The 23,827-nt window shown below is 70.2% G+C and carries 23 protein-coding genes; 12 read left to right on the top strand and 11 right to left on the bottom strand.

Going from position 1 to position 23,827, the window contains the following annotated elements; genetic code table 11:
* The first annotated feature begins 12 nt into the window (after window positions 1–12).
* The 5 genes from AC1Q6P_RS10805 to AC1Q6P_RS10785 all read left to right on the top strand — a co-directional run bounded on the left by AC1Q6P_RS10805 (window position 13) and on the right by AC1Q6P_RS10785 (window position 5,593).
* Window positions 13–600, top strand: a complete 588-nt coding sequence (locus tag AC1Q6P_RS10805; RefSeq protein WP_492665202.1) for a hypothetical protein — start codon at window positions 13–15, stop codon at window positions 598–600.
* A gap of 130 nt (window positions 601–730) precedes the next feature.
* On the top strand, window positions 731–1,618 hold the full coding sequence (locus tag AC1Q6P_RS10800; RefSeq protein WP_223696889.1) for an EamA family transporter: 888 nt from the start codon (window positions 731–733) through the stop codon (window positions 1,616–1,618).
* 44 nt (window positions 1,619–1,662) lie between these two features.
* A complete protein-coding gene (arsA, locus tag AC1Q6P_RS10795) occupies window positions 1,663–3,438 on the top strand; it encodes an arsenical pump-driving ATPase (protein WP_492665201.1) in 1,776 nt (591 codons plus the stop codon).
* A gap of 24 nt (window positions 3,439–3,462) precedes the next feature.
* Window positions 3,463–4,188, top strand: coding sequence for a hypothetical protein (locus tag AC1Q6P_RS10790; protein ID WP_171828693.1), 726 nt, complete (start codon window positions 3,463–3,465; stop codon window positions 4,186–4,188).
* 118 nt (window positions 4,189–4,306) lie between these two features.
* Window positions 4,307–5,593: a glycoside hydrolase family 18 protein gene (locus tag AC1Q6P_RS10785; protein WP_492665200.1), complete on the top strand. Its 1,287-nt coding sequence runs from the start codon at window positions 4,307–4,309 to the stop codon at window positions 5,591–5,593.
* A gap of 22 nt (window positions 5,594–5,615) precedes the next feature.
* Here AC1Q6P_RS10785 and AC1Q6P_RS10780 read toward each other — a convergent pair whose 3' ends face one another.
* From AC1Q6P_RS10780 to AC1Q6P_RS10770, 3 genes are all read right to left on the bottom strand, one after another.
* Window positions 5,616–6,431 carry a substrate-binding periplasmic protein gene (locus tag AC1Q6P_RS10780; protein WP_492665199.1) on the bottom strand — a complete coding sequence of 272 codons (816 nt, stop codon included), beginning with the start codon at window positions 6,429–6,431 and terminating at the stop codon, window positions 5,616–5,618.
* Between the two features lie 100 nt (window positions 6,432–6,531).
* Window positions 6,532–7,254, bottom strand: coding sequence for an SDR family NAD(P)-dependent oxidoreductase (locus tag AC1Q6P_RS10775; protein ID WP_492665198.1), 723 nt, complete (start codon window positions 7,252–7,254; stop codon window positions 6,532–6,534).
* Entirely contained in the window at window positions 7,251–7,505 is a 255-nt protein-coding gene (locus tag AC1Q6P_RS10770) for a TIGR02450 family Trp-rich protein (RefSeq protein WP_492665197.1), read from the bottom strand. Before AC1Q6P_RS10770 ends, AC1Q6P_RS10775 begins: the two co-directional genes overlap by 4 nt.
* Before the next feature lie 146 nt (window positions 7,506–7,651).
* Between AC1Q6P_RS10770 and AC1Q6P_RS10765 the strand changes: the two genes are divergently transcribed.
* From AC1Q6P_RS10765 to AC1Q6P_RS10750, 4 genes are all read left to right on the top strand, one after another.
* Window positions 7,652–8,665 (top strand): NAD(P)/FAD-dependent oxidoreductase, encoded by a 1,014-nt coding sequence (locus tag AC1Q6P_RS10765; protein ID WP_492665196.1) that lies wholly within the window; start codon window positions 7,652–7,654, stop codon window positions 8,663–8,665.
* 130 nt (window positions 8,666–8,795) lie between these two features.
* The gene (locus AC1Q6P_RS10760) at window positions 8,796–12,014 is read left to right on the top strand and encodes an EAL domain-containing protein (protein ID WP_492665195.1); all 3,219 of its coding nucleotides are present in this window, start codon (window positions 8,796–8,798) and stop codon (window positions 12,012–12,014) included.
* Between the two features lie 170 nt (window positions 12,015–12,184).
* A complete protein-coding gene (locus tag AC1Q6P_RS10755; RefSeq protein WP_165794692.1) occupies window positions 12,185–12,352 on the top strand; it encodes a hypothetical protein in 168 nt (55 codons plus the stop codon).
* Between the two features lie 181 nt (window positions 12,353–12,533).
* Complete coding sequence (locus AC1Q6P_RS10750) at window positions 12,534–14,207, top strand: NAD(P)/FAD-dependent oxidoreductase (protein ID WP_492665194.1); 1,674 nt, start codon at window positions 12,534–12,536, stop codon at window positions 14,205–14,207.
* Window positions 14,208–14,214: 7 nt separating this feature from the next.
* Here AC1Q6P_RS10750 and AC1Q6P_RS10745 read toward each other — a convergent pair whose 3' ends face one another.
* The 5 genes from AC1Q6P_RS10745 to gcvA all read right to left on the bottom strand — a co-directional run bounded on the left by AC1Q6P_RS10745 (window position 14,215) and on the right by gcvA (window position 18,645).
* Complete coding sequence (locus tag AC1Q6P_RS10745) at window positions 14,215–15,120, bottom strand: hypothetical protein (RefSeq protein WP_271007236.1); 906 nt, start codon at window positions 15,118–15,120, stop codon at window positions 14,215–14,217.
* Window positions 15,117–15,998 (bottom strand): hypothetical protein, encoded by an 882-nt coding sequence (locus AC1Q6P_RS10740; RefSeq protein ID WP_492665193.1) that lies wholly within the window; start codon window positions 15,996–15,998, stop codon window positions 15,117–15,119. Before AC1Q6P_RS10740 ends, AC1Q6P_RS10745 begins: the two co-directional genes overlap by 4 nt.
* Before the next feature lie 214 nt (window positions 15,999–16,212).
* Window positions 16,213–17,205, bottom strand: a complete 993-nt coding sequence (locus AC1Q6P_RS10735) for a hypothetical protein (RefSeq protein ID WP_492665192.1) — start codon at window positions 17,203–17,205, stop codon at window positions 16,213–16,215.
* 232 nt (window positions 17,206–17,437) lie between these two features.
* The gene (locus tag AC1Q6P_RS10730; protein WP_171828703.1) at window positions 17,438–17,680 is read right to left on the bottom strand and encodes a hypothetical protein; all 243 of its coding nucleotides are present in this window, start codon (window positions 17,678–17,680) and stop codon (window positions 17,438–17,440) included.
* Complete coding sequence (gene gcvA / locus AC1Q6P_RS10725; protein ID WP_492665191.1) at window positions 17,677–18,645, bottom strand: transcriptional regulator GcvA; 969 nt, start codon at window positions 18,643–18,645, stop codon at window positions 17,677–17,679. Before gcvA ends, AC1Q6P_RS10730 begins: the two co-directional genes overlap by 4 nt.
* Window positions 18,646–18,829: 184 nt before the next feature.
* On the opposite strand from gcvA, the gene AC1Q6P_RS10720 reads away from it, so the two are divergent.
* Both AC1Q6P_RS10720 and AC1Q6P_RS10715 read left to right on the top strand, forming a co-directional pair.
* Complete coding sequence (locus AC1Q6P_RS10720; RefSeq protein WP_492665190.1) at window positions 18,830–19,612, top strand: SDR family NAD(P)-dependent oxidoreductase; 783 nt, start codon at window positions 18,830–18,832, stop codon at window positions 19,610–19,612.
* A 71-nt stretch (window positions 19,613–19,683) separates the two neighbouring features.
* On the top strand, window positions 19,684–19,965 hold the full coding sequence (locus AC1Q6P_RS10715) for a DUF427 domain-containing protein (RefSeq protein ID WP_492665189.1): 282 nt from the start codon (window positions 19,684–19,686) through the stop codon (window positions 19,963–19,965).
* Window positions 19,966–19,995: 30 nt separating this feature from the next.
* Here the strand turns inward: AC1Q6P_RS10715 and mltA are convergent, their stop codons facing one another.
* Window positions 19,996–21,234, bottom strand: a complete 1,239-nt coding sequence (gene mltA, locus AC1Q6P_RS10710; protein WP_492665188.1) for a murein transglycosylase A — start codon at window positions 21,232–21,234, stop codon at window positions 19,996–19,998.
* Here mltA and AC1Q6P_RS10705 point away from each other — a divergent pair.
* Window positions 21,233–21,361 (top strand): hypothetical protein, encoded by a 129-nt coding sequence (locus AC1Q6P_RS10705; RefSeq protein WP_263300076.1) that lies wholly within the window; start codon window positions 21,233–21,235, stop codon window positions 21,359–21,361. The two genes, mltA and AC1Q6P_RS10705, sit on opposite strands and share 2 nt — an antisense overlap.
* 11 nt (window positions 21,362–21,372) lie before the next feature.
* Here AC1Q6P_RS10705 and AC1Q6P_RS10700 read toward each other — a convergent pair whose 3' ends face one another.
* Together AC1Q6P_RS10700 and apaG are read right to left on the bottom strand one after the other, a co-directional pair.
* Complete coding sequence (locus tag AC1Q6P_RS10700; protein ID WP_333780307.1) at window positions 21,373–23,412, bottom strand: site-specific recombinase; 2,040 nt, start codon at window positions 23,410–23,412, stop codon at window positions 21,373–21,375.
* A complete protein-coding gene (apaG, locus tag AC1Q6P_RS10695; protein ID WP_171829069.1) occupies window positions 23,412–23,786 on the bottom strand; it encodes a Co2+/Mg2+ efflux protein ApaG in 375 nt (124 codons plus the stop codon). The genes AC1Q6P_RS10700 and apaG overlap by 1 nt, the downstream gene beginning before the upstream one ends.
* Window positions 23,787–23,827 lie beyond the last annotated feature (41 nt).

The following is a 23,827-nucleotide window of genomic DNA, read 5'->3' as shown; positions in this document are numbered from 1 at the left end:
GGCGCCACTGTCATGGCCTGGGCCGATCTGGACGCCATCGCCGCCCGCCAAAGCCAGGCGCTGCGGCGGGCCATGCGCGCGGCGGTGCGCCGCAGCAATGGCGAACAGTCGGGCCTGCGCCTGCTCGGCCAGGGCGTGTTCGGCCTGCTGCTGTGCTTGCTGCCGCTCTGGGGTCTGGGCTTCTGGGGCCTGATCTTCTGCGCGCCGGGGCTGTGGTTCTTTTTGCTGCCGGCCCTGGCGGAAGGGCTGCCCGAGCTTTGGGCCTGGGCCGCGCCGGCGCGCTGGGCCGATGTGCAGGGCCAGCGCTACAGCTTTATGGGCGCTTACCTGCACATCGAGCGTGACGCCGAGGGCCAGCCCTGGCTCAGCTGCGACGAGGTGCGCGCCGCGGGTGTGGACCTGCCGCAAGCCTGGATCGTGCAAGCCCGGCTGGACCCGGCCCGCTGCCGCCTCGATGCGCGCGGCCGGCGCCTGCAGCTGCGTGCCGATGCCTTGCTGGCCGGCCTGCAGGGCACGGCCCAGCCGCGCGGCCACAAGTTCGCGCTCTGGCTGCAGCGGGTGGTGATCTTTCCGGCCGATCGGGCGGCGCGGCGGCGCTGAGTGGCTGAAGCGTGGTCGCCCGGGCGCACCCTGCGATCGACTTTGATCGCTGCCAGGGCGGTGTTCGCCACACACTTTCGGCAGGACCGCACGCAGCCTACAGAATGGGGTCATGAGCACCAGCGCCCGACTGCCCTTCCGTCATTTCCTGCTCGCCCTGGCCGTGGTGGCCATCTGGGGCAGCAATTTCGTGGTCATCCGCCTCGGGCTCAACGCCCTGCCGCCCTTGCTGTTCGCCACCCTGCGTTTCAGCCTGGCGGTGCTGCCGGCGGTGTTCTTCATCCAACGGCCTGATCTGCCCTGGCGCAATCTGGCCAGCTATGGGCTCTTGATCGGCGTCGGCCAGTTCGGCCTGCTCTTTCTGGCCATGCGCGGGCCGCAGCCGGCCATCTCGCCAGGCCTGGCCTCGCTGGTGATTCAAACGCAGGTCTTTTTCACCCTGATGCTGTCCATGCGCCTGACGCGCGAGCCGGTCAAGGGCTACCAATGGCTGGCCCTGGGCCTGGCCGCCTCCGGCATCGCCCTGATCGCCAGCCACACCGACGGCAGCGCCACGCCGCTGGGCCTGGCCATGGTGCTGGCCGCGGCCTTCAGCTGGGCCTGCGCCAATATGGTGGGCAAGCAAGCCGGGCGCGTGAACATGCTGGCCTATATGGTCTGGACCAGCGTCTTCGCCGTGCCGCCGCTCCTGCTGCTGTCCCTGCTGGTCGAGGGGCCGCAGGCCATGGCCGCGGGCTTGCACAAGGCGGATCTCGGCACCTGGGCCGCGGTGCTCTGGCAGGCCCTGGGCAACACCTTGTTCGGCTACGCCGCCTGGGGCTGGCTGCTGGCCCGCCATGCGCCGGCCACCGTCGTGCCCATGGCCTTGCTGGTGCCCGTCTTCGGCATGAGCACCGCGGCCCTGGTGCTGGGCGAAGGCCTGCCGGCCTGGAAGCTGATCGCCGCCGGCCTGGTGCTGGCCGGTCTGGCGCTGAATCTGTTGTGGCCGCTGCGCAAAGCCAGAACGCAGGCGGCATGACCCAGCGCAGAGTCAAGGCCTTGATGCTGCGTTAGGCTGAGCCCATGGACATCTCGACTACCCCGCGCTTCCAGTTCTTCACCGGCAAGGGCGGTGTCGGCAAGACCTCCTGCTCCACCGCCACCGCCCTGGCCCTGGCTGATGCTGGTCGGCGCGTGCTGCTGGTCAGCACCGACGCGGCATCCAACCTCGACGAGATGCTGGCCATCCCCTTGCGCCAGCAGCCGGTTTCGGTGCCAGGAGCGCCGGGCCTGTCGGTCATGAACATCGACCCCAACCAGGCCGCCGAGGACTACCGCCAGCGCGTGCTGGCCCAGTTGGGCGCGGGCGCCAGCGCCGCCGAGCGCGACACCGTGCGTGAGCAGCTCAGCGGCGCCTGCACCACCGAGATCGCGGCCTTTGACGAGTTCGCCAGCCTGCTGGCCGAAGGCGCGCCGGGCTTTGACCACATCGTCTTCGACACCGCGCCCACCGGCCACACCCTGCGCCTGCTCAGCCTGCCCAAGGCCTGGAGCGGCTTTCTGGCCGACAACGACCGCGGCGCCTCCTGCCTGGGCCCGCACTCGGGCTTGAAGATGCAGGAGGCACGCTTCCAGGCCGCGCTGGCGGCCTTGTGCGACCCGGCGCTGACCGAGGTGGTGCTGGTGGCCCGGCCCGAGCGCGGCGCGCTGGACGAGGCCGCGCGCAGTGCCGTCGAGCTGCAGGGTTTGGGCTTGAAGCGCCAGCGCCTGTTGGTCAACGGCGTCTTCCATGCCAGCGTGGCGGATGACCCGGTGGCCGCCGCGCTCGAGGCCCAGGGCCAGGCGGCGCTGGCCGCCATGCCGGCGGCCTTGGCCGCACTGCCGCGCCGCGAGTTGCCGCTGCGGCCGGTGGACATGGTGGGCCTGGCCGCGCTGCGCGCCTTGTTCCAAGCGCCCGGCGCGCCGCTCGCGACGCAGCCGAGCGAAGCTGTGAGCTTGGCAGCGCCCGGTGAATCCGCCCGCCTGTCGGCCCTGTGCGATGAGCTGGCCGCCGCCGGCCGGGGCCTGATCCTGGTCATGGGCAAGGGCGGCGTGGGCAAGACCACCATCGCCGCGGCCCTGGCCATCGGCCTGGTGCAGCGCGGCCATGCGGTGCACCTGAGCACCACCGACCCGGCCGCCCATGTGCTGCCCACGCTGCAGGGCGAGCTGCCCGGTTTGCGCGTTGATGCCATCGATCCCAAGCGCGAGACCGAGGCCTACATCGCCAAGGTCATGGCCCACAAGGGCCGCGATCTGGATGAGGCCGGCCGCGCCCTGCTGCTGGAGGATCTGCAATCGCCCTGCACCGAAGAGGTGGCGGTGTTCCACGCCTTTTCGCGCGTGGTCAGCGAGGCGCGCAGCGCCTTTGTCGTGCTGGACACCGCGCCCACCGGCCATTCCCTGCTGTTGATGGACGCCACCGGCGCCTACGACCGCCAGATGCGCCGCGAGCTGCAGGGTGGTGGTGGCAGTGGGGGTGGTGCGAGCGCACGACTGATCACACCGCTGATGCGCTTGCAAGACCCGGCCTACACCCGCATCCTCTTGGTGACCCTGGCCGAGCAGACGCCGGTCTCGCAAGCAGCCGCGCTGCAAAGCGATCTGCGCCGCGCCGGCATCGAGCCCTTTGCCTGGATCATGAACCGCAGCCTGCTGGCCGCCGGCGCGCACGACCCGCTCTTGAGCGCCCGCTTGGCCGGCGAGCAGCGGCAGATGCAGCGCATCGCGGACGAGCATCTGGCCCAGCGCCTCTTCTGGCTGCCCTGGTGCGCGCAGCCGCCGGTCGGCATTCCGGCTCTGGCCGCGCTGGCGCGCTAGGTCGCGGCGGCCTATGCTGGGCGCATGAACGCACTCCACTTGCTTCCCCGCCGTGCCTGCTTGCTTCTGAGTGCACTCGGCCTGATGCCCTTGCTCGCGGCCGCTCAGCCCGCGGCCAAGCTGCCCCCGCGCAACCTCTGGGTCGAGATGCGCTGGGTGGAAAGCCGCATGGACGGCGCCAGCCTGGCCGGCGTGCGTGAGGGCGCGGTGGTGGTGGGCACGGGCGGCAGTGTTTCGCCCACGCCCGGTGTGAGCCTGAGCACGAGCAGCCACAGCCAGAGCGGCCAGCAGACCCAGCGTGTGCTGGTGCTGAACGGCCGCCAGGCGCAGTTCCAGCTCAACGAGAAAGTGCCGGTGCAGTGGGTCGATGTTTCGGTGCAGATGGACGGCGCCGCAGCGGCGGGCGGCGGCGTGCCCGGCATGGCGGATGCGCGCGTGCGCGCCGTGCCACGCAGCGGCTTTGTCGAGCAGACGCGCGGCTTCACCGTGGCCGTGTTCTGGCCCGGCGGCCAGCAGCCGGCGCGCCTGGACATCAAGGTGCAAACCCCCTCGGGCGAGCCCGGCCCGAACGGTGTGCCCGCAGGCCAAACCCAGCTCGACAGCAGCGTGCAGCTGCGCCTGGGCGAGTGGCTGACAGTGGCGCGCACCGGCGCGGCCGTGCAGGCGCAGGAGCGCGGCGTGCTCAGCACCCGGGCGGCCGAGTCCCAGACCCAGCGCGAGCTGCAGCTGCGTGTCGATCTGGCGCCGTGAGTGATGGCTGCCGTGCGCGGCCTGCGCCCTCATTCGTGCCGCGCTTAAGCCAATCTTGAGACGGCCGCGGGGCGGGCCCTGCTAGTCTCCAGCGTCCTTGTTTGGAGCTTGCTGTTCGATGATGTGCTTGTCGCTGTCCACTTCCCGTCTGGCCTTGGCCGCCTCCGCCCTGTGTGCCTCTTTGCTGTCGCTGCCCGCCAAGGCGGCTGAGGCCACGCCCTATCCCCTGTTCGGCGGCAAGCCTTTGCCGGTCGAGCGCACCAGCGCCAAGGTCGTGGGGGTCTACGTGCCCATGTGGGAGAGCGCTGCCCATGTCGACCGCATCCCGGCCGGCAGCGTGACGCACTTGCTGTATGCCTTTCTGCGCCTGTGCGGCCCGGGTCAGATCGCCAAGGACGCGGCGCGCTGCGAGGGCAAGAAGGACTTCCAGCTCAGCACCGGCGGCGCCGAGAAAACCTTTGACGCCGCCTTTGCGCGTTTGAAGGCGCGCGAGCCCCAGGTCAAGGTGCTGGCCTCGGTCGGGGGCTGGGGCGGCTCGGACGGCTTCTTCCACATGGCGCCCGACGCCGCCAAACGGGCCGTCTTTGTCGAGTCCTCCCTGCAGTTCCTGCGCGATCACCCGAGCTTCGACGGCATCGACATCGACTGGGAGCACCCCGGCGACAACGGCGCCGCCAACGGCGTGCCTCTGGGCAGCCCGGCCGATGGCCAGGCCTATGCCGACCTGATGGTGGACCTGCGCCGCGGCCTGCAGCGCCTGGAGGCCGAGACCGGGCGGCCCTATCTGCTGAGCACGGCCATCAACAGCGGCGAGACCGTGGTCAAGCGCATCAACTTCAAGCAGGCCGCACCCGCGCTCGATCTCATCTTCATGATGACCTACGACTTCTACGGCAACTGGTCAGCCGCAGCGGGCAATCACACGACGCTGATGAGCAGCCGCAACGCCGCCGGGACCGAGGCCGACGACAGCCTCGACCGCTCGGTGCGCAACCTCGAGGCCGCCGGTGTGCCGCGCGCCAAGCTGGTGGGCGGCGTGGCCATGTACGGCCGCGGCTTTGCCGGCGTCGAGCGCGCGCAGACCGGGGCCAGCAAGACCGGCGGCTATCCCGGCGCCGATGGCTCGGCCGGCTACCGCGAAATCGCCGCCCGCTACCTCGGGCCCAAGGGCCAGGGCCTGAACGGCTATCTGGCCCAGTTCGACGCCCAGACCCAGGCCTGGAACCTGTTCCACCCCAAGCACAAGCTCTGGATGGGTTACGACGACCCGCGCGCCGTCATCGCCAAGGGCCGGTACGCCGTCAAGCAGGGCCTGGCCGGCCTGTTCGCCTGGGAGCTGACCCAGGACAATGGCGACTTGCTCAATGCCATGAACCACGGCGTGGGCAACCGAGTCCTTCCGTGAGGAGCCCAGGGCGGGTGGCTTTTCAATACTGCACGCCGTAGCGCGCCCGAATGGCGCGCAGCACACCGCGCGCCTCCAGCCGCTCCTGCGCGGCATTGAGGCGCTGCACCTCGTCCTCGCTGACGGTTTTCTTGCTGAACATCAGGTGTACCGGCGCGTTCGAGGGGTGGTAGGGCAGGGGCGCCAGCTCCATCTTCAGCCGCCCGGCTTCGAAGAGCAGGGTGGCGTGGTCGGCCATGATCAGCTCGCCGCGCTCGCGGGCCAGCATCAGCAGGCCTTTCTCGAAGGTCTCGAAGGTGGAGCTCAGCCGCGCTTCCTGCAGGCGGCCGATGTAGGCCTCGTAGTCGGCGCCGAACCAACCGGCGTTCAGGCTCAGCAGTGGAATGCGCCGGGCCAGCACATCCTGAAAACCGCTGACATCGCGGTACAGCCCCAGCTTGGCGGGCAGGGTGAAGAGGCTGACCGTCTCCATGCGGTAGGCGCGGCCGAACCAGGCGAACTCGCGCCGTTCGGCTGTGTCTGAGGCGCCGGGGATGATGTCGAGCTCGCCGGCCTTGAACATGGCATAGCGGCGGTTGCGCGGCACGGCTTCGCCCAGCTCCAGGCTGCAGCCGGCTTCCTTGAATACCGCGCGGATCAGCTCGATGTCGGCGCCCACGGACTCGCCCTTGTCGTTGGGGAAGAAGTAGGGCGGCCATTCCATCATGGCGATGCGCAGCGGGCGGCTGCAGGGCGCTGCCTGGGCCGGGCCGTTCAGCAGCAGCAACAGCCACAGGCCCCCCAGGCCCAGCGCCAACGCGGCGGTTCGCGATCTCCAGCTCTTCGTCAAACCGGGCATGTATCGGCTCCTGATCGGCGTGCTCCGTGGAGCGCCCAGCATAGCCACGATTGCCCGGGCGCGGCATCCCTTGCCCAGGCGACAGCCGGTCCGGCTGCGTTCACCAGGGCAGGCGCTCGCCCTGGTAGCTCAGAAAGCTGCCGCTGTCTTCGGCCTGCACGCGGTCCAGCACGGCCAGCATTTCCTGTGCGGCCAGGGCCGGCGGCCGGCCGATCTGCTCGCCCCGAAAAGGCCGCGACAGGGCCGAGTTGACGGTGCCCGGGTGCAGAGCGATCAGGGCCGCGCCGGGCAGCTGGCGTTTGGTTTCGATCGCCGCGGTCTTGATCAGCATGTTCAGCGCCGCCTTGGAGGCCCGGTAGCTGTACCAGCCGCCCAGGCGGTTGTCCTCGATGCTGCCCACCTTGGCCGAGAGCAGGGCCAGCACGCTGCGCTGCCTGTCCATCAGCGGCACCAGGTGGCGCAGCAGCAGGGCCGGGCCGAAGGTGTTGACCAGAAAGGTGGCTTGCAGCTGGGCATAGCTGAGCTCGCCGAGCTTTTTCTCGGGCATGAAGTCGGCGCTGTGCAGCAGGCCCGCGGCGTTGATGAGCAAGTGGAAGGGCGCTTGCTCGCGCAGGGCTTGTGCGGCCGCGGCGATGCTGGCTTCGTCGGCAAAGTCCAGGGCGGGGTCGGAGTGCCGGTGCAGGCCTGTCACGCCCGCACAGCGCGGGTCGGCCTGCAGCTGCTCCACAAAGGCCGCGCCCAGGGCGCCCGAAGCGCCGATCACCAGGGCGCGATAGCCCTCGGGCAAGCTGGCCATGCCCTGGAATGGGGTGGCCTCACTCATGCCAGCCACCCCTGGCGCCAACGCTCGCTGTCGCGCAACTCGCGCCAGGCCAGGCGCTGCACCCGCTTGGACAGCACCGACTCCAGCTCGATCCACTCGATCGGGCCCGGCTGCCCGCTGGGGCCGATCTCGGGCGCGATCACCCGGCTGACCAGGAAATGCCGCTCGCGCTGCTGCGGCTGCAAAGCGGTCCATTTGCTGTGCAGCAGTTTCTTGGGGTGCAGGGGCGGGGCTGGGTGTGAGGAACTCATGGGGCGCAGCCTAGCCCAAGCCCGCGGGCCGCGCAGCGCCGGCCGGCAATGCCCGAGCCCGGCCGCGGCGCTTGTGGCGAGCGACTCACCCCCAGGCCTGCGGGCCCGCACAATCGGTAATCTGTTCGATCCCGATGCCCCAGCCCATGTCTGTTTCTTCCGCCGCCCCCGTGGCCATCGTCGGCGCCGGCCTGGCCGGCCTGTCCTGTGCCCAGGCTCTGCAGGCAGCTGGCGTGCCGGTGCAGCTGTTCGAGAAGAGTCGCGGCCCGGCCGGCCGCATGAGCACACGCCGCGGCGAGGGCTGGCAATGCGACCACGGCGCCCAGTACTTCACCGCCCGCGACCCCGAGTTCCGCGCCGAGCTGGCGCGTTGGCAGGCGGCCGGCGTGGCCGCGCCCTGGCAGCCGCGCCTGCGTGTCTTTGGGCCGCAGCCCGAGGCGCGCGGCGCCGGTGAGACCGAGCGCTTTGTCGGCCTGCCCCAGATGACGGCGCCGGCGCGCTGGCTGGCCCAGTCGTTGCCGGTGCAGCTGCAGGCCACGGTGCAAGGCCTGCAGCGCCGTGCCGATGGGGCCTGGCAACTGCAGCTGGCTGAAGCCGAGCATCAGGCGCAGGCGACCCAAGCGTTTGCCGCGGTGCTGCTGGCCGTGCCCGCACCGCAGGCCGTGCCCCTGCTGGCGGGCCACAGCGAAGCCCTGCGTGCCCGCGCTGCCGCCGCCCGCATGCGCGGCAGCTGGGCGCTGATGCTGCACTACGAGCAGGCGCTGGGCCTGGATTTCGATGCCGCCTTCGTCAACCAGGGCCCGCTGCGCTGGGTCGCACGCGACAGCAGCAAGCCCAGTCGCGCCCCGGCCGGCGTGGCTGAGACCTGGCTGCTGCACGCCGAGGCCGAGTGGAGCGAGGCGAATCTGGAGCTGACGCCCGAGCAGGCCAGCGAACCTTTGCTGGCTGCCTTTGCCGCGCTGGGCGGCCGTGCGCCCGATCAACTGGCGGTGCACCGCTGGCGCTATGCCGACAGCGCGCCGCCGCTGGACCTGGGCTGCGACTGGGATGCCGCCGCCGGCCTTGGCCTGTGTGGCGACTGGCTGATGGGCGGCAAGGTCGAAGGCGCCTGGCGCAGCGGCCGGGCTCTGGCGCAAGCCTTCTTGCAATCGCGCGGCTGAGCTGGCCCGCGGCGGGCTCACGGATCAGGGCGAACCCGGGTGCGGTGCCGGCGGCGGCGCCGCACAATCGATTGCAAGAATCGCAGCGCGCCGCCCGGATGGCTGGGCAGGCGCACAGCAGGAGGGGCCCATGTCGCAGATGTTGCCGCCTTCGGTGGAAACCGAGCGCCTGGCTGCCTTGCTCGCGCTGGAGGTGCTGGACAGCGAGCCAGAGGCCGAGTTCGATGCCCTGGTGCAGGCGGCCGCCCTGGCCTGTGAAGCGCCCGTGGCCCGCCTGGCCTTGGTGGATGCGCGGAGGGTCTGGTTCAAAGCAGGGGTGGGCTGCAGCGAGGTCAAATCCCTGCCGCGTGAGCTGACCTGCTGCGACAGCGCCATCCAGGGAACGGATCTTTTTGAGGTGCCCGACGCGGCGCTCGATGCCCGGTTTTCGGCCAGCCCGCTGGTGCGCGGCCGGGCCGGTCAGCCCGGTCTGCGCTTTTATGCCGGCATGCCACTGCGCCTGCGTGAAGGGCAGGCGGTGGGGACGCTGTGTGTGCTGGACCATGTGCCGCGCCGGCTCACGGCCAGCCAGGCCGGGGTTTTGCGCCAGCTGGCGCAGGCGGCCGCCCTGGCCTTGCAAGGCCGGCGCGCCGAGCTGGAGGCTCAGCGCATGGCGCGCGAGCTGGCGGCCCGCGAGGCCTGGCTGCGCACCCTCAGCGAATCCTCGCCCCTGGGCATCTTTGCCACCGATGCCGAGGGCGAATGCACCTACACCAACCCGCGCTGGCAGGCGATCTACGGGCTCAGCCATGCGCAAAGCCTGGGCCGCGGCTGGCCGGCCACCCTGCACCCCGACGATGCCGGGCGGGTCCTGGCCGAGTGGCAGCGCTGTGCCGCCCTGCGCAGCGAGTTCGACCAGCAGTTCCGTCTGCGCCGGCCCGACCGCAGCGAGCGCCATGTCCATTCGCGTGCCCGCCCGGTGCTGGGGCCGCAGCAGCAGGTGCTGGGCTTTGTCGGCACGGTCGAGGATGTCAGCGAACAGGTGCAGATGCAGGCCCGGCTGCGTGCCAGCGAAGAGCGGCTCTCGGTGGCGGCCGACAGCGGCCAGATCGGCATCTGGGAGTGGGACCTGGGCAGCGGCGAGATGCACTGGGACAGCTGGATGTACCGGCTCTACGGCCTCATCCCGCCGGCACCCGGCCTGGGTGCGCGCTCGCCGGCCAGCGCCTACGAACTCTGGTCGCGCCATGTCCACCCGCAGGATCTGGCGGCCTCGCACCAGGCCATGCTGCAGGCCATCGACAGCGGCCAGCCCTTTCTGACCGAGTTCCGGGTGGTCTGGCCGGACGGCAGCACCCATCACCTGCGCGCCTCGGGCCGCGTCATCCGCGACGAGCAGGGCCGGGCCTTGCGCCTGGTCGGCAGCAACTGGGATCTGACCGAGATGCGCCGCCTGGCGGCCGAACTGGCCGAGCAGCTGGCGGCCGAACTGGCCGAGCAGCATGAGCTGCTGCGCGTGACCCTGCGCTCGATCGGCGATGCCGTCATCACCACCGATGCCCGCGGCCAGGTGCGTTGGCTCAACCCCGCGGCCGAGCGCATGAGCGGCTGGCCCGCCGCCAGCGCCGCCGGGCGGCCGCTGGAGCAGGTCTTCCATGTCGTGCACGAGACCAGCGGCGAAACCCTGGAGAACCCGGTCGCGCGCTGCCTGGCCACGGGCCGGCCGGCAGGGCTGGCCAGCCAGGCCCTGCTGCTGACGCCCGATGGCCGGCGCCTGGGCGTGGAGGATTCGGCCGCGCCCATCCGCAACGAGCGCGGCGAGCTGCTCGGCGCCGTGTTGGTGTTCCACGATGTGACCGAACAGCGCCGCCTGGCCGGCGAAATGAGCTTCCGCGCCAGCCACGATCCGCTGACCGGCCTGTTCAACCGCAGCGAATTCGAGAGCCGGCTGCGGGGCTTGCTGGAGCGCATGGCGGCCGAGGGCGTGCCCGAAGATGTCACCGAGGATCAGGCCCAATCCACCCCGGCCCGCCATGCCTTGCTCTACATCGACCTGGATCAGTTCAAGGCCGTCAACGATGCTTGTGGCCATGCCGTCGGCGATGTCTTGCTGCAGCAGGTGGCCCGTCTGCTGGCCGGGGTGGTGCGCGGCCATGACACTCTGGCGCGCCTGGGCGGCGACGAGTTCGCCCTGCTGCTGGAGCATTGCCCGCCGGCCCAGGCCGAGCGCGTGGCGCGCCAGATCTGCGAGCGCATGGAGGCGTTCCAGTTCAGCCACGACGGCCGGCGCTTCCCGATCGGCGCCAGCATCGGCCTGCTGCCGCTCGATGGGCGCTGGCACCATCTGGAGCTGGCGCTGCAGGCCGCCGATGGCGCTTGCTACGCCGCCAAGCAGGCCGGGCGCAACCGGGTGCAGGTCTGGCAGGACAGCCCGGCCCACCGTGCCACGCGCAGCGCCGAGCAGCAGTGGCAGGCGCGCATCGCCCGGGCCCTCCGCGAGGGGCGCTTTGTCCTGCACGGCCAGCGCATCGAGGCCTTGGCGGGCCCGGCCCATTCGGCCCGCCCGGCTGAGGATGGCAAGGCCGGCGAAACCAGTGTCGGCCAGGCCTGGCGCCGCTCGCTGCGCGGCCAGCGCACCGCCCTGGCGCCGGGGGCCTTGCGCGCCGAGGTGCTGCTGCGCATGCGTGAGGAGGCGCCCGCGGGCAGCGGCCAGGCCGAGGCAGCGGCGACGGCTGCTGCTGCGCCGGGCCTGGTGCTGCCCGCCGCCTTCTTGCCGGCGGCCGCCCGCTTTCAGATGGCGGCCCAGATCGACCGCTGGGTGCTGGCCGAGGTGGTGCAGTGCCTGCAGGCGCGGCTGCCGCGCCAGGTGGGGCTGCTGAGCCTCAATCTGTCCGAGCAGGCCATCGGCGACCGGGCGTTTCACCGCTGGGCCCTGGACCTGCTGCGCGCGGCCGGCCCCGAGGTCTGCGCCCAGCTCTGCTTCGAGATCAGCGAGCACACGGCCCTGGCCGGCTTGGCCGATGCGGCCCTGTTTCTGGAACAAGTGCGGGCCCTGGGCGCCAGTGCCGCGCTGGATGAGTTCGGCGCCGGAGCATCGAGCTTCGGCTATCTCAAGAGCCTGCCGCTCGATTACCTCAAGATCGCCGGCCAGTTCGTGCGCGATCTGGCCGAGGATCCGCTCGACGAGGCCGCGGTGCGCGCCTTTGTGGATGTGGCCCAGGTGGTGGGCCTGCGCACGGTGGCCGGCTGTGTCGACAGCGAGGCCGCCCAGGCCCGCTTGGGCCGCTTGGGGGTGGATTTCAGCCAGGGCTTTCTGCTGCATCGGCCGGTGGCCCTGGAGCAGCTCTTGCCGCCCGGCGCAGGGGGCTGAGCGGGTGGCCGGTCCAGGCTGGCCGAGAACACAGTAAAATCCCAGGTCCGATCCATGACCCACCCTGCCGCAGCCGCTCCAAGCCGGTGCGGGCGGCGGCAGTGGATTGGTTCGCAGGACCCCAGGTTTTGCAGTTTTTTTCCGACTTCTTTTTCCGTACCGGAGCCATCATGGGCAACAAGATCATCACCGAAGCCGCTGCACGCGCCACCCCCCGTCCCGTCGCCCCCAAGGGCGTGACCTTCACGGCTCCCCGCGGCCAAAAGATCAGCCTGGAGCGCGGCTCGCACACCCGCAGCAAGAAGAACCCGGGCAAGCGCGCCAGCAGCGGCGGCTGATCCCTCCCAGCCTTCTGTGCCCGGGCCTGCGACGCAAGGACACCCGGCACAGCCTGAGCTGATCACAGGCCCTTCCTCGCGGTAGGGCCTGTGCTTTTTTGGGGGCCGGCCGCTCGCAGCGGCCATGCGCAGCCCCACCTCGCGTCCTTTGTTCGCTCACCCTGAACCACTCCGACACGCCATGCTCCGCATCACCGAACTCCGTTTGCCGCTGGACCACGCCGAGGAGGCCTTGCGCCCCGCGGTTTTGCAGCGCCTGGGGCTGAAAGACGATGCGGCGCTGCTGGGTTTCACCGTCTTCAAGCGCAGCTACGACGCACGCAAGAAGACCGCCATCCAGCTGATCTACACGGTGGACTGCGAGCTCAGCGACGAGGCGGCGCTGCTGCAGCAGTTTGCCGGCGACCCGCACATCAAGCCCTCGCCGGACACGCAGTACAAATTCGTCGGCCATGCGCCGGTGGATTTCTTCAAGGGTGGCGAGCGCCCCCGGCCGGTGGTCATCGGCTTCGGCCCCTGCGGCATCTTTGCTGCCCTGATCCTGGCCCAGATGGGCTTGCGCCCCATCGTGCTGGAGCGCGGCAAGCAGGTGCGCGAGCGCACCAAGGACACCTGGGGCCTGTGGCGCGAGCAGCGCCTGAACCCCGAATCGAATGTGCAGTTCGGCGAGGGCGGGGCCGGCACCTTCTCCGACGGCAAGCTCTGGAGCCAGATCTCCGACCCGCGCCACCTGACCCGCAAGGTGCTGACCGAATTCGTCAAGGCCGGCGCGCCGGAGGAGATCCTGTTCGTCAGCAAGCCGCACATCGGCACCTTCCGCCTGGTCAGCATGGTGATCAAGATGCGCGCCGAGATCGAGGCCCTGGGCGGCGAGATCCGCTTCGAGCAAAAGGTCAGCGATGTGCTGATCGAAAAGAGCGCCGATGGCAGCCAGCACATCCGCGGCGTGACGCTGGAGTCGGGCGAGCAGATCCGCTCCGACCATGTGGTGCTGGCCCTGGGCCACAGCGCCCGCGACACCTTCACCATGCTGCATCAGCGCGGCGTGTTCATGGAGGCGAAACCCTTCTCCATCGGCTACCGCATCGAGCATCCGCAAAGCGTGATCGACGCGGCCCGCTTCGGGCCGAACGCCGGCAACCCCATCCTCGGCGCGGCCGATTACAAGCTGGTGCACCACGCCAAGAACGGCCGCTCGGTCTACAGCTTCTGCATGTGCCCCGGCGGCACCGTGGTGGCCGCGACCAGCGAGCCCGATCGCGTGGTCACCAACGGCATGAGCCAGTACTCGCGCAATGAGCGCAATGCCAATGCCGGCATCGTCGTCGGCATCAGCCCGCAGGACTACCGCCAGGACGGCAAGCACGAAGGCCCGGTCAGCCCGCTCGACGGCATGGCCTTCCAGCGCATCTGGGAAAGCCGCGCCTACGAGCTGGGCGAGGGCGGCTACCTGGCGCCGGGCGCACTGGTCGGTGATTTCATCAAGCGCCAGCGCTCCAAGGTGCTGGGCAATGTCGAGCCCAGCTACAAGCCCGGCGTGACCCTGACCGATCTGCAGCAAAAAGGCCGTGGCAGCCTGCCCGACTACTGCCTGGACGCGATCCGCGAGGCCTTGCCGGCCTTTGAGCGCCAGATCAAGGGCTTCTCGCGCCCCGACGCTGTGCTCACCGGCGTCGAGACCCGCACCTCCTCGCCCCTGCGCATCACCCGCGGCCGCGATTACCAAAGCCTCAACATCAAGGGCCTCTACCCCGCCGGTGAAGGTGCTGGTTATGCCGGCGGCATCATGTCGGCCGGCGTCGATGGCATCGAGGTCGCCGAGGCGCTGGGCGCGGCTTTGTTGGGCCAGGGCTGAGCGCGGATCATTCCGGGTTCATCGGCTTGCTGCGGCGCTGAAAGAACTGCTCGATCTGCGGCGCGTAGCGCTCGCGGGCCTCGGCGCTGAGCCAGTCTTTGCCGATCTCGCGCAGGCGGGCGGCGCCAGCCGGTGTGCCCAGGGCCTGGTCGATGGCCCGGATGGCCGCGCGACCCCAGGCGTTGCGTGGGCAGGCGATGCCCAGCACCAGGGGTTCGGTGGCGCCGTGGATGGGCAGGGCGATGTAGTCCTCGGCCGCCAGGCCCAGCTTTTGCAGCTGGAGCAGCGCTCCGGGCGCGTCGATCAGGTAGTCGGTGCGGTCCCGGGCCAGCATGTCACGCATGCGGTCGCCCCAGGCGGCGGTGGCGTAGTCGGCCAGCATGGGGTTCTTGCTCTGCTGCTCGGCGACCAGCAGTGCGTCCACCGCGTCACCAAAGCTGCGCCCGCGCGCGAAGGCGCCGCGCAGACGCTTCTGGGCCAGCAGCGCCCGCAGATCGGCCGCGCCCTCGGCGTCGCGCGGCAGCAGATGCAGCTTGTCGCGCCGCAGCACCAGCTCGGGCGGCGGCGCCAGCAAGGTGTCGGCGAAATAGGCCTCGGCCGCGCGCGTCCGGGTGTGCACCGTGCTCGGCCGGCAGGCCGGCTCGCCGCGCTGGACCATCTGCCAGCTGCGCACTGCATTGACTTCCAGGGCCTCGTGGCGGACGGCCGGGAGTTGTTCCTTCAAGTACGCCACGATGGGGTTGAGACGCGCGCTGCTGCCTTGCAGCCAGAGGATGTGCGTCACGTGCGGCGCGCTTGCCGGGCTGCGGTCGGTGCCTGCGTGCGCCGGGGTCAGCTCGATAGCGGCCCCGCAGATGGCCCACCAGATGGCCAGCGCGAGCGCGTGCTGGCACGCGGTCTTCGGTGCCTTCATGGTGATGCTCCTGGCTGGGCTCGCTTTCGGTAAAACTGATCGAGCTGGTTGGCGTAACGGCGCCGGACCTCCGCAGGATAGCGGTCCTCATGTGCCTGCTTGAGCGCTTCGACGGCCTCGGGCGTGCTCAGGATGCGATCGATGCGTGCAATCGCGGCCCGGCCCCAGTCGGTGCGTGGGCAGGCGATGCCGCTGCGCGTGAGCTGGTTGGCGCCCTGGATGGGCACGGCCACCAGGCCGTCGGCGGCGCGGTCGCCGGTGCCGGGGGCACGCAGGATCCACTCGTACTCGATGGTGTAGTCGGCACGGCCCCGATGCAACATGGCCAGCAGGGGCGATCCGAAGTCTCTCGGTGAGTAGAAGCTCAAGCCCGGGGTCTTGTTTTCGGGGCCGAGGGCACGCAGCAGTCCATCCACCACCGGGCCGTAGCTGCGGCCGCTGACCAGGGCGCCACGCCAGTGACCCTGGTGCACCAGCGTCACCAGATCGACCTCGCCGGCCACGTTGCGCGGCAAGGCGGCCAACCGATGGCGCGCCACGATCAGACTGGGCGGTGGAGTCATGGCCGTGGTGCTGAACAGCAGCAGGGCTTCGCGTTCAGGGCTGCGGATCATGGCCCCGTGGCAATAGGGCTCGCCGGCGCGCAGCATCTGCATGCTGCGCGAGCCGTTGGCGCGCAGGATCTCGTGCTCCTGGTCACGCCAGTGGGCTTGCAGGTAACGAACCACCTGCTCGGGAGGCGGTGCATCCACCACCTTGCCTTGCGCGTCCTTCAGCTCCGGCGAAAGCAGCCAGCGCATCGGCGGCGCGCTGGTGTTGGCGTGCGGGCCGGAGTCCGAGGGCGCTGCAAGCGCCGCGCTGCCGATGAGCGCATGCACGAGCGTCCCCAAGAAGCGCAAGCGCCGCAACCCGCCCGCTGAGCGACGAATTTGAATCTTCAGGGGCAGGGCGCGCGAGCACGGCGAGTCGGAGCGAGACACGGCAAGTCAAAGCGGGCAGCGGATCAGGCCCTCAGCATAGCCCGCCCAGCCTGGCCTGGGTGTGCCGGAAAGGGCTGCTTTCTCTGCCGCGTGCGGACTGGCCGGGCGGGCCTCAGCCCGGCTTGGAGGGCCGCGCGCGTTCGCGGTAGAAAGCGTCGATCTTGGGGCCGTAGTGGCGCCGGATGTCGGGGCTCAGCAGCCCCTCCACGGCTTCGCGCAGAAAGCGTGCACCGGCAGGTGTGCCCAGCACACGGTCCACCTGGCGCAATGCGCCCATGCCCCAGGCATTGCGCGGGCAGGCCATGGCGCCAATCATGCCTTCGTCGGCGCCCTGCACCGGCAGGGTCAGCAGATCGGCATCGCCGCCCGGGCCGCTGGCTGGCGGCGGGCTGCGCTGGATGGCCTCGTGGTCCGGCGCGCGAAGACGCAGCATGAAGTTGTAGTCCAGGGTGAAGTCGGCGCGATCCGCCAGCACCATGTTCAGCAGCTTGTCGGAAGCGCCCGCGTGGGCGTAGAGCGCAATCGCGCTGCTGCCTTGGGCTTGCTTGAGCAGATTGTCGAGGTGGGGGCCGTAGCTCCGCCCTTCGAACAAGGCGCCGCGCAGCTTGCTGTCGCTCAGCAAGCGGGCCAGATCCACCTCGCCGGCGCTGTTGCGCGGCACCCGTTCGACCCGGTCACGCCGAACGATCAGCTGGGGCGGGGGCACCCACTGTGCGTCGATGAAGTAGGCCAGCGCTTCGCGCTCGGGGGTGCGCAGCGCGGCGGGAATGCACACGGGCTCGCCACGCGCCAGCAGTTGCCAGCTGCGCTTGCTGTTGGCGACCAGGCTGCGGTGTTGGATGTGGGGCAGGTGTTCGCTCAGATAGCCGACCAGCCGATCGGAGAACCCCAGGCTGCGCCCGGTGCCGAGGCCGGCCACCTTGCTGTCGGGCATCAGCCAGGTGATCTGATGGACTTCGGCATCCGTCGCGCGAACTGCGGCTGCGGGTTCAGCCGCCAGCGCCGGGAGGCCGAGGCCGAAGTTCGCCAGAGCCAGCAAGGAGGCGGCGAGCCGCACGAAGTTGAAGGGCGCAGAGGCCGGAGCAGGGCAGGAGACAGGATTCACACGAGACAGTCGGGACCGGAAGGCTGAAGCGGGGGAGGCGTCAGGCCTGAAAAAACCAGCGAAGTTGCAATACCGGGGGGGCAAGCGTCCTGCCAAGCGACGGCCGCCCCCTCCAAGGCGGGCCGAGCATAGCGGGCGCTCCGCGCTGTCTGGCTCAGGGTTTTGCCGCGCCGCCGCGCATTTGTGCGCAAGGCGGCAAGGGCGTACCGAGCCGGGTGGCCGAGCGCTGAGTTCAGGCCGTGCCCACCATCAGGTCGATCAGCTCCTTGACGAAGTCCAGGGCTTCTTCCGGTGTGGCGAAGTAGTACTCGCCGCCGAGGTCGGCGACATCACCGTCCGGGCCGATATGGACGACGGACCAGCCCTCCGCGCCGCCGCCGATGGCGCAGACCCCGAAGCTGCCCGGGGCCAAAGTCTTGGCCGAGCCGGCCGTGACGAAGATGTCTTTGTTGTGGTGGGAGTGGTAGCGCTTCACGGCGCCATTGTCGCCGCCGCGAGCCCGGGCCCGGGCTCTGTGCCGCGCTCGCTCGCCGCTTCGGCGAACAGCCAGTCGCGGAAGGCCTGCAACTGCGGCAGCTCGCGACCCGCCTCGCGGTAGACCACGTGATAGGCCAGGGGCGAGGCCCAGCGCAGGGCCGGAAACAGGCGCTGCAGTCGCCCGGCGGCCAGGTCCTCGCGCGCCATCACGCTGCGTGCCAGGGCCACGCCCTGGCCTTCGCTGGCGGCTTGCAGCACGGCGGCCGAGTTGTTGATGTGCAGCAGGCCGCGCAACTCAGCTGCCACGCGCAAGCCGGCAACCTCGCGCAGCCAGCGGGGCCAGTCGGGGAAATCGGCATGGCCATCCATCGAGTGGTCGTGGATCAGCACTTCTCGCAGCAGATCGGCCGGCTCGCGCAGGCGATCGCCGTTCTGCAGCAGACGGGGGGCGCAGACCGGGAACAGCTCCTCCTGCAGCAGTGGTTCGGCCAGCAGGCCAGGCCAATGGCCGCTGCCATAACGGATGCCCAGATCGATGTTCTGGGCCACGAAGTCGGCCGGTTTGAGGCTGGTGTCCAAACGCAGCTCGGTGCCGGGCCAGGCGGCCTGGAAGCGCTCAATGCGGGGCAGCAACCATTTGGCGGCAAAGGCGGGGCTGCAGGTCACGGTCAGGGTCGGGCACTGGCGGGCTTGCTGCAGCTGGGTCAGGCCGGCGGCCAGGCGCTCGAAGCCGGCGCGGATGTCAGGCAGCGCCTGCACCGCCGCAGCGCTGGGCAGCAGGCGCTGACGCCCGCTGCTGCTGCGGTGGAACAAGGGCAGACCCAGGCTGTCTTCCAGGGAGCGTACCAACTGGCCTACGGCGGCGGCGCTCACATGCAGCTCGGCCGCCGCGCCGGCAAAGCTCTGGTGCCGGGCGCTGGCCTCGAAGGCGCGCAGGGCGTTCAGGTGGATGGGCAACTTCATGAGCTTGAGAAAGTTTTTCTTTGTGGATGGGCAACTTTAAATGCTTTGCCGCAGCCTCGTAAATTAGAAAAAATTTGGATGCGGCACGGCGAAACGCGGTTTGAAAAAGGAAAGTTTTTCTTCTCATTTCGGCGTCCCGCGACCGCATTCTTCTACGCATTTCCAAACACAAGGACACACCCACATGAACACCCATCCCACCGAATTCGAAGGCAAGACGCTGCTGGTGCTCGGGGGCAGCAGCGGCATGGGGCTGGAAAGCGCCCGCCGGGTGCTGGCCGGCGGCGGCGCGGCCGTGATCGTCGGCCAGCGAGCCGAGAAGCTGGAGGCCGCGCGCCAGGATCTGGCCCGGCTGGGCCCGGTCACGGCGCTGCAGGCCGATCTCGCCAGCACGGCCGGCACCGAGGCCTTGATCGCCACCTTGCGTGCCGAACACGGCGATGTGGACCTGCTGCTCAATGCCGCCGGCGTGTTCTTCCCCAAGCCCTTCCTGGCCCACGAACTGGCCGACTACCAGCAGTACATGGCCCTGAACCAGGCCAGCTTCTTCATCACCCAGGCGGTGGCGGCGCGCTGGGTCGAGACGCAGCGGCCGGGCGTCATCGTCAACATCGGTTCCATGTGGGCGCAGCAGGCGATTGCGGCCACGCCGTCCTCGGCCTACTCCATGGCCAAGGCCGGCCTGCATGCCCTGACCCAGCATCTGGCCATGGAGCTGGCGCCGCACCGCATCCGCGTCAACGCGGTCTCGCCCGCGGTGGTGCAGACGCCGATCTACGAAGGTTTCATCCCCCAGGCTGAGCTGGCGAGCACCTTGCAGGGCTTCAACAGCTTCCACCCCATCGGCCGCGTCGGCCTGCCGCAGGATGTGGCCGAGGTGATTGCCTTCCTGCTCTCCGAGCGCGCAGCCTGGGTCACCGGCGCGATCTGGGATGTCGACGGTGGCGTGATGGCCGGCCGCAACTGAGGCCGTTGCCACCGGCCTCCTAGAATCGGCGTTCGATGAATGGAACGAACCCAATCGGGGAGGCCGCAGGCATGACCAAAGCAATCTGGAACGGCGTCGTGATCGCCGAAAGCGATGACACGGTGCTGATGGACGGCAACCACTACTTCCCCGCCGAGGCGCTGAAGCGCGAGTACACCAGCTTCAGCAACCACCGCAGCAGCAGCGACAAGGGCCAGGCCCAGTACCTGAGCCTGTTCGTCAACGGCGAGTTCAACCCCGATGCGGTCTGGTTCTATGCCGAGCCGACCGAATCGGCTGCCGCCATTCGCGGGCGTTATGCCTTTTGGAAGGGCGTGCAGATCAGCGACTGAGCGCCGCTGACGCGGCGCGAAGTTCTGCCATCAGGGCCGCGTGCTCAGCACCTGCCCGCCCGCGCCCAGGCTCTTGCGCGGCCACAGCGCCCACAGGCGCAGCGGCTGCTTCATGCGGCCGGCTTGCGCTTCGGCGTCGCGGCCCCAGCCCCAGAAGAAGTCGGCGCGCACGGCGCCGGTGATGGCGCTGCCGGTGTCCTGGGCCATGACCAGGCGGCGCAGCGGCGAGTTGCCGCTTTGCAATGGGTCGCCGGCTTCCAGCCAGAGGGCGGTGCCGTAGGGGATGCTGCCGCGGTCCACCGCGACCGAGCGGCCGGGTGTCAGCGGCACGCCTTGGGCGCCGCGCGGGCCGATGTTGGGGTCGGCCAGGGGCTCCTCACGGAAGAAGACATAGCGCGGGTTGCTCCACAGCACCTCGCGGGCCTGCTGCGGGTTGCGCCGCAGCCAGTCGCGGATGGCCGGCCAGGACGCCTCGCCGGGGCGCAGCTCGCCGCGCTCGATCAAAAGCTTGCCGATGGACTGGTAGGGGTGGTCGTTGTGGCCGGCAAAGGCCAGGCGCACCCAGCTGCCGGTCTCGTCGCTGGGGTGGCTCTTCACCCGCAGCCGGCCCGAGCCCTGGATCTGCAGGACCAGCAGGTCCAGCGGGTCGTCCAGATAGGCCAGCTCCAGGCCTCGCAGGCGCTGGCGCTGCTCGCCTTCCAGCTGCTGGCGGCTGAAGTAGGGGCGGCGCTGCTGCAGATCGGGCGGTGCGGCATGCACGGGCACCTGGTAGCCGCCCAGCGGCTTGCGCGTGGCGTCCAGCATGGGTTCAAAGTAGCCGGTCAGCAGGCCTTGCGTCTCGCCCTCGGGCGATTCGACGCGAAAGGCTTGCAGGTGCTGCATCAGCCACAGCGTGACCTCGTGGTCGTCGCCCGGCGAAGCCAGTGCGGCGCGGGCGCAGAGCTCGGCCCAGCCGGCCGCCGGCCGCGCGCAGCCTTGCAGCAGCGCCGGCCAGAGCTCGGCGGCGCGGTCTTCGCCCCAGCCGGGCAGCTCGCTCCAGTCCACCGCCACCCAGCGCGAGCGTTCGCGCTGCAGCACCAGGCGCGCGCGCTCGGGGCTGCTGGCGCTGCTGGCTCCGCTCGGGTCGCTGGGGGCGGAGGTTTTGCTGCCGGGGACGGGCGGTGTGGCCGGTGGCAGCGGCGTGCTCGAGCAGGCCGCCAGCAGCCCTAGAATCGCGGCGGCTGTGCCCTGCCGCAGCCGCTCACACCACGCATTCGAGGCCGACGCCATGGGATTGATCTTGCTGGAGGCCTTGGGGGCCTTGGCGCTGTTCGTGTTCATCATCTGGTGGACCATGTTTTCCGGTCGCAAGGGCGGCGAGCGTCGCCTGCCGGAGCAGGACGAGCAGGAAAAATAAGTCGGCGGCGCTCAGTCCTTGGGCGGCAGGAAGAAGCTGCGCGGCTGCGCCCGGAAGCGCTGCCAGATCGAGCGGCGCAGCAAGGCCTGGTCGGCCAGCTGAATGCCGCGTGAGCGCAGCGCCACTCGAAGGGCCAGGTAGAAGCTGACGCCCAGGTTCAGCACACCGGTCAGCGCAATGCCGGCCACGCACCACCAGAACGCCGGCTGCTGCAGCACCTCAAATCCCAGTGCACCCACGGCCGCGGCCAGCTGGCCGGTGGACAGGGTCACGTGGCGCACCTCGATGGGCAGGCCGATGAAGGACAGCAGGGCCGGCACCAGGCCCAGCATCAGGCCCAGCGAGATGTTGGCCGCCAGGCCCGAGACATTGCCGCGCCACCAGGCTGCCCAGCGCTGCGCGCGCGCCTGGCCCAGGCGGGCGATCAGACCGGGGTTCCAGGCGATGGCCGCGTCCACGCGGTGCAGCACAAACCAGTTCTCCACCCAGCCGGCGATCAGGCTGCTGGCGAACAGCAGCACGCCGGTGAAGGCCGCGAACAGGGGCGAGGGGCCGAGCAGGCTGAGCGAATGCAGCACGTAGTGCGCATTCTTCTCGCCCACCAGGGGCGCGCCCATCACGAGGCCGCTGAGCAGCTGCACGCCCAGCACCACCGGCGCCACCACGGCCAGATTGCCCAGGATGCCGGCGATCTGCGAGCGCAGCAGATGCGCCACCTCATCGACAAAGCTGCTCAGGCCCTCCGGCGTGTTGATGTGCTGCAGCTTGGCGGCCATGGCCGGCGCCGTCATGGCCGGCTGCTTGGTGGCCACCGTCCAGTGCAGCAGGTGGATGATGACGAAGCTGGCGGCGTAGTTCACGCCCGACCAGAAGCCGGCCCAGAACGCGGTCAGTCCCAGGGCCATGACCATGAATTTGGCGAAGGTGGTGCCGGCGATGATGGCGCCGCCGCCTGCCGCGTGGCGCAGCATCTGGCGGTAATCCTCGCGGCTGCGGGTGATGTAGTGCTCGCCGGTCTCGGCGCTGCGCTCGGCCACCTTGCGGGCCAGCAGCGAGTAGTGGTGCGAGAACAGGGTGCGGATGCTGCGCCGCTCATGGCCCACGCGCACCAGGCCGGCCAGCAGCCGGGCCAGCTCGCGCGGGCTTTGTTCGGCGCCCAGGCAATCCAGCAAGGCCTCGATGCGCTGCACGCGCGCCAGCATCTGCTCCACGGCAAAGACGATGTCCACCGACACGCCGTAGGCCTCCAGATGCTCAGGCACGCTGGCCGCAGCGCGCTGGCACACATCGAGCAGGGCGCGCAGCAGCTGCAGGGCCTGGCCGCTGCGCGCCGCGTCGCCGCTGCGCAGGGCCTGGATCAGCTGGTCGCAGGCGCCGGCCAGTTGTTCAAACGGTTGATCAGCCAGCAGCTCGGGGCTCATGCGCTTGCGCAAGGGGCCCGAGAGGCCGGCCGCGCGCACGCTGCTGACCAGCACGGTCAGGCCGCGCAGCATGGCTTCGCGCCACTGCGGCTTGGTGTCGGGCGCGGCGCTGGTCTCGCTGGCGGCGGGCAGGGCCGGGTTCAGCAGGGCGGCCAGGCGCTGCAGCAGGGGCTCGTCCAGGGCCAGCAGCCATTGCTCATCGCTGTCTTCGGGGAAGAGCAGGCCGAACAGCTCGGCCAGATCGCGGGTGTCGGCCGTGCGCGGCAGCAGGCGCTGCTGCAGGCGGTGCTGGAACTCGGCCCAGAGCGCCACACGCGGCGCAAAGCCGACATCGGCGAACAGGCCGCTGGCGTCGATGTCGCGCCAGATCGAGTTGAGCAGCAGGCGCACCGCCTGAGCATGCTCGGGGTTGCGCTCCAGCACATTGAGCAGGTGCTTGAGCCGCAGCACGGGCAGCAGGCTGCTGCCGCTGCGCTCGCGTTCTTCTTCGCGGCTGGGCGGGTGGCGCAGCCATTCGAGCAGCCGGGCCAGCCAGAGATTGCGTGCGGCCAGTTCGGCGCGCGGATCGGCGGCGTTGAGCAGGGCGGTCAGGTCCCAGCTCGGCGCGCGGCGCAGCGAGCCCCCCATCATCAATGCAGGGCGCCGCTGTCGGCGAGCAGGAACTCGGGCACCTCGGCGTAGAACACTTCGGCGTTCTCGGTGGCGCAGAGGAAGCGGCCGCGCATGCTGCCTTGCGGCGTGGCGATCTGCGCCCAGGAGCTGTACTGGAAGCTCTGGCCCGGTGCCAGCAGGGGCTGGTGGCCCACCACCGCCAGGCCATGGACTTCCTGCTCATGGCCGCGCGCATCGACGATATGCCAATGCCGGCCGATCAGCTGGGCGCTGATGTCGCCGGTGTTCTCGATCGTGATCGTGTAGCTGAAGGCGTACAGGTCTTGCGCGACATCGGTCTGTTCGGGCAGGACTTGCACGAGCGCGGAGCATTTGAACTGAGGCTTGGGCATGCGGCCGATTCTAGGTTGTCCCTCTGGCCGGGGCGCTATGC

The organism is Roseateles sp. GW835-FHT13E02 (assembly GCF_058794035.1).
This window is presented reverse-complemented; position numbering and strand designations above follow the sequence as displayed.

Bases quoted from the DNA above. Each gene is read 5' to 3' on its own strand.
- AC1Q6P_RS10715 (WP_492665189.1), top strand. From the start codon at position 19,684: ATGACCAAAGCAATCTGGAACGGCGTCGTGATCGCCGAAAGCGATGAC.
- arsA (WP_492665201.1), top strand. From the start codon at position 1,663: ATGGACATCTCGACTACCCCGCGCTTCCAGTTCTTCACCGGCAAGGGC.
- AC1Q6P_RS10775 (WP_492665198.1), bottom strand. From the start codon at position 7,254: ATGAGTGAGGCCACCCCATTCCAGGGCATGGCCAGCTTGCCCGAGGGC.
- AC1Q6P_RS10700 (WP_333780307.1), bottom strand. From the start codon at position 23,412: ATGATGGGGGGCTCGCTGCGCCGCGCGCCGAGCTGGGACCTGACCGCC.
- AC1Q6P_RS10770 (WP_492665197.1), bottom strand. From the start codon at position 7,505: ATGAGTTCCTCACACCCAGCCCCGCCCCTGCACCCCAAGAAACTGCTG.
- AC1Q6P_RS10760 (WP_492665195.1), top strand. From the start codon at position 8,796: ATGTCGCAGATGTTGCCGCCTTCGGTGGAAACCGAGCGCCTGGCTGCC.
- AC1Q6P_RS10745 (WP_271007236.1), bottom strand. From the start codon at position 15,120: ATGAAGGCACCGAAGACCGCGTGCCAGCACGCGCTCGCGCTGGCCATC.
- apaG (WP_171829069.1), bottom strand. From the start codon at position 23,786: ATGCCCAAGCCTCAGTTCAAATGCTCCGCGCTCGTGCAAGTCCTGCCC.
- AC1Q6P_RS10755 (WP_165794692.1), top strand. From the start codon at position 12,185: ATGGGCAACAAGATCATCACCGAAGCCGCTGCACGCGCCACCCCCCGT.
- AC1Q6P_RS10785 (WP_492665200.1), top strand. From the start codon at position 4,307: ATGATGTGCTTGTCGCTGTCCACTTCCCGTCTGGCCTTGGCCGCCTCC.
- AC1Q6P_RS10750 (WP_492665194.1), top strand. From the start codon at position 12,534: ATGCTCCGCATCACCGAACTCCGTTTGCCGCTGGACCACGCCGAGGAG.
- AC1Q6P_RS10705 (WP_263300076.1), top strand. From the start codon at position 21,233: ATGGGATTGATCTTGCTGGAGGCCTTGGGGGCCTTGGCGCTGTTCGTG.
- mltA (WP_492665188.1), bottom strand. From the start codon at position 21,234: ATGGCGTCGGCCTCGAATGCGTGGTGTGAGCGGCTGCGGCAGGGCACA.
- AC1Q6P_RS10780 (WP_492665199.1), bottom strand. From the start codon at position 6,431: ATGCCCGGTTTGACGAAGAGCTGGAGATCGCGAACCGCCGCGTTGGCG.
- gcvA (WP_492665191.1), bottom strand. From the start codon at position 18,645: ATGAAGTTGCCCATCCACCTGAACGCCCTGCGCGCCTTCGAGGCCAGC.
- AC1Q6P_RS10805 (WP_492665202.1), top strand. From the start codon at position 13: ATGGCCTGGGCCGATCTGGACGCCATCGCCGCCCGCCAAAGCCAGGCG.
- AC1Q6P_RS10720 (WP_492665190.1), top strand. From the start codon at position 18,830: ATGAACACCCATCCCACCGAATTCGAAGGCAAGACGCTGCTGGTGCTC.
- AC1Q6P_RS10790 (WP_171828693.1), top strand. From the start codon at position 3,463: ATGAACGCACTCCACTTGCTTCCCCGCCGTGCCTGCTTGCTTCTGAGT.
- AC1Q6P_RS10765 (WP_492665196.1), top strand. From the start codon at position 7,652: ATGTCTGTTTCTTCCGCCGCCCCCGTGGCCATCGTCGGCGCCGGCCTG.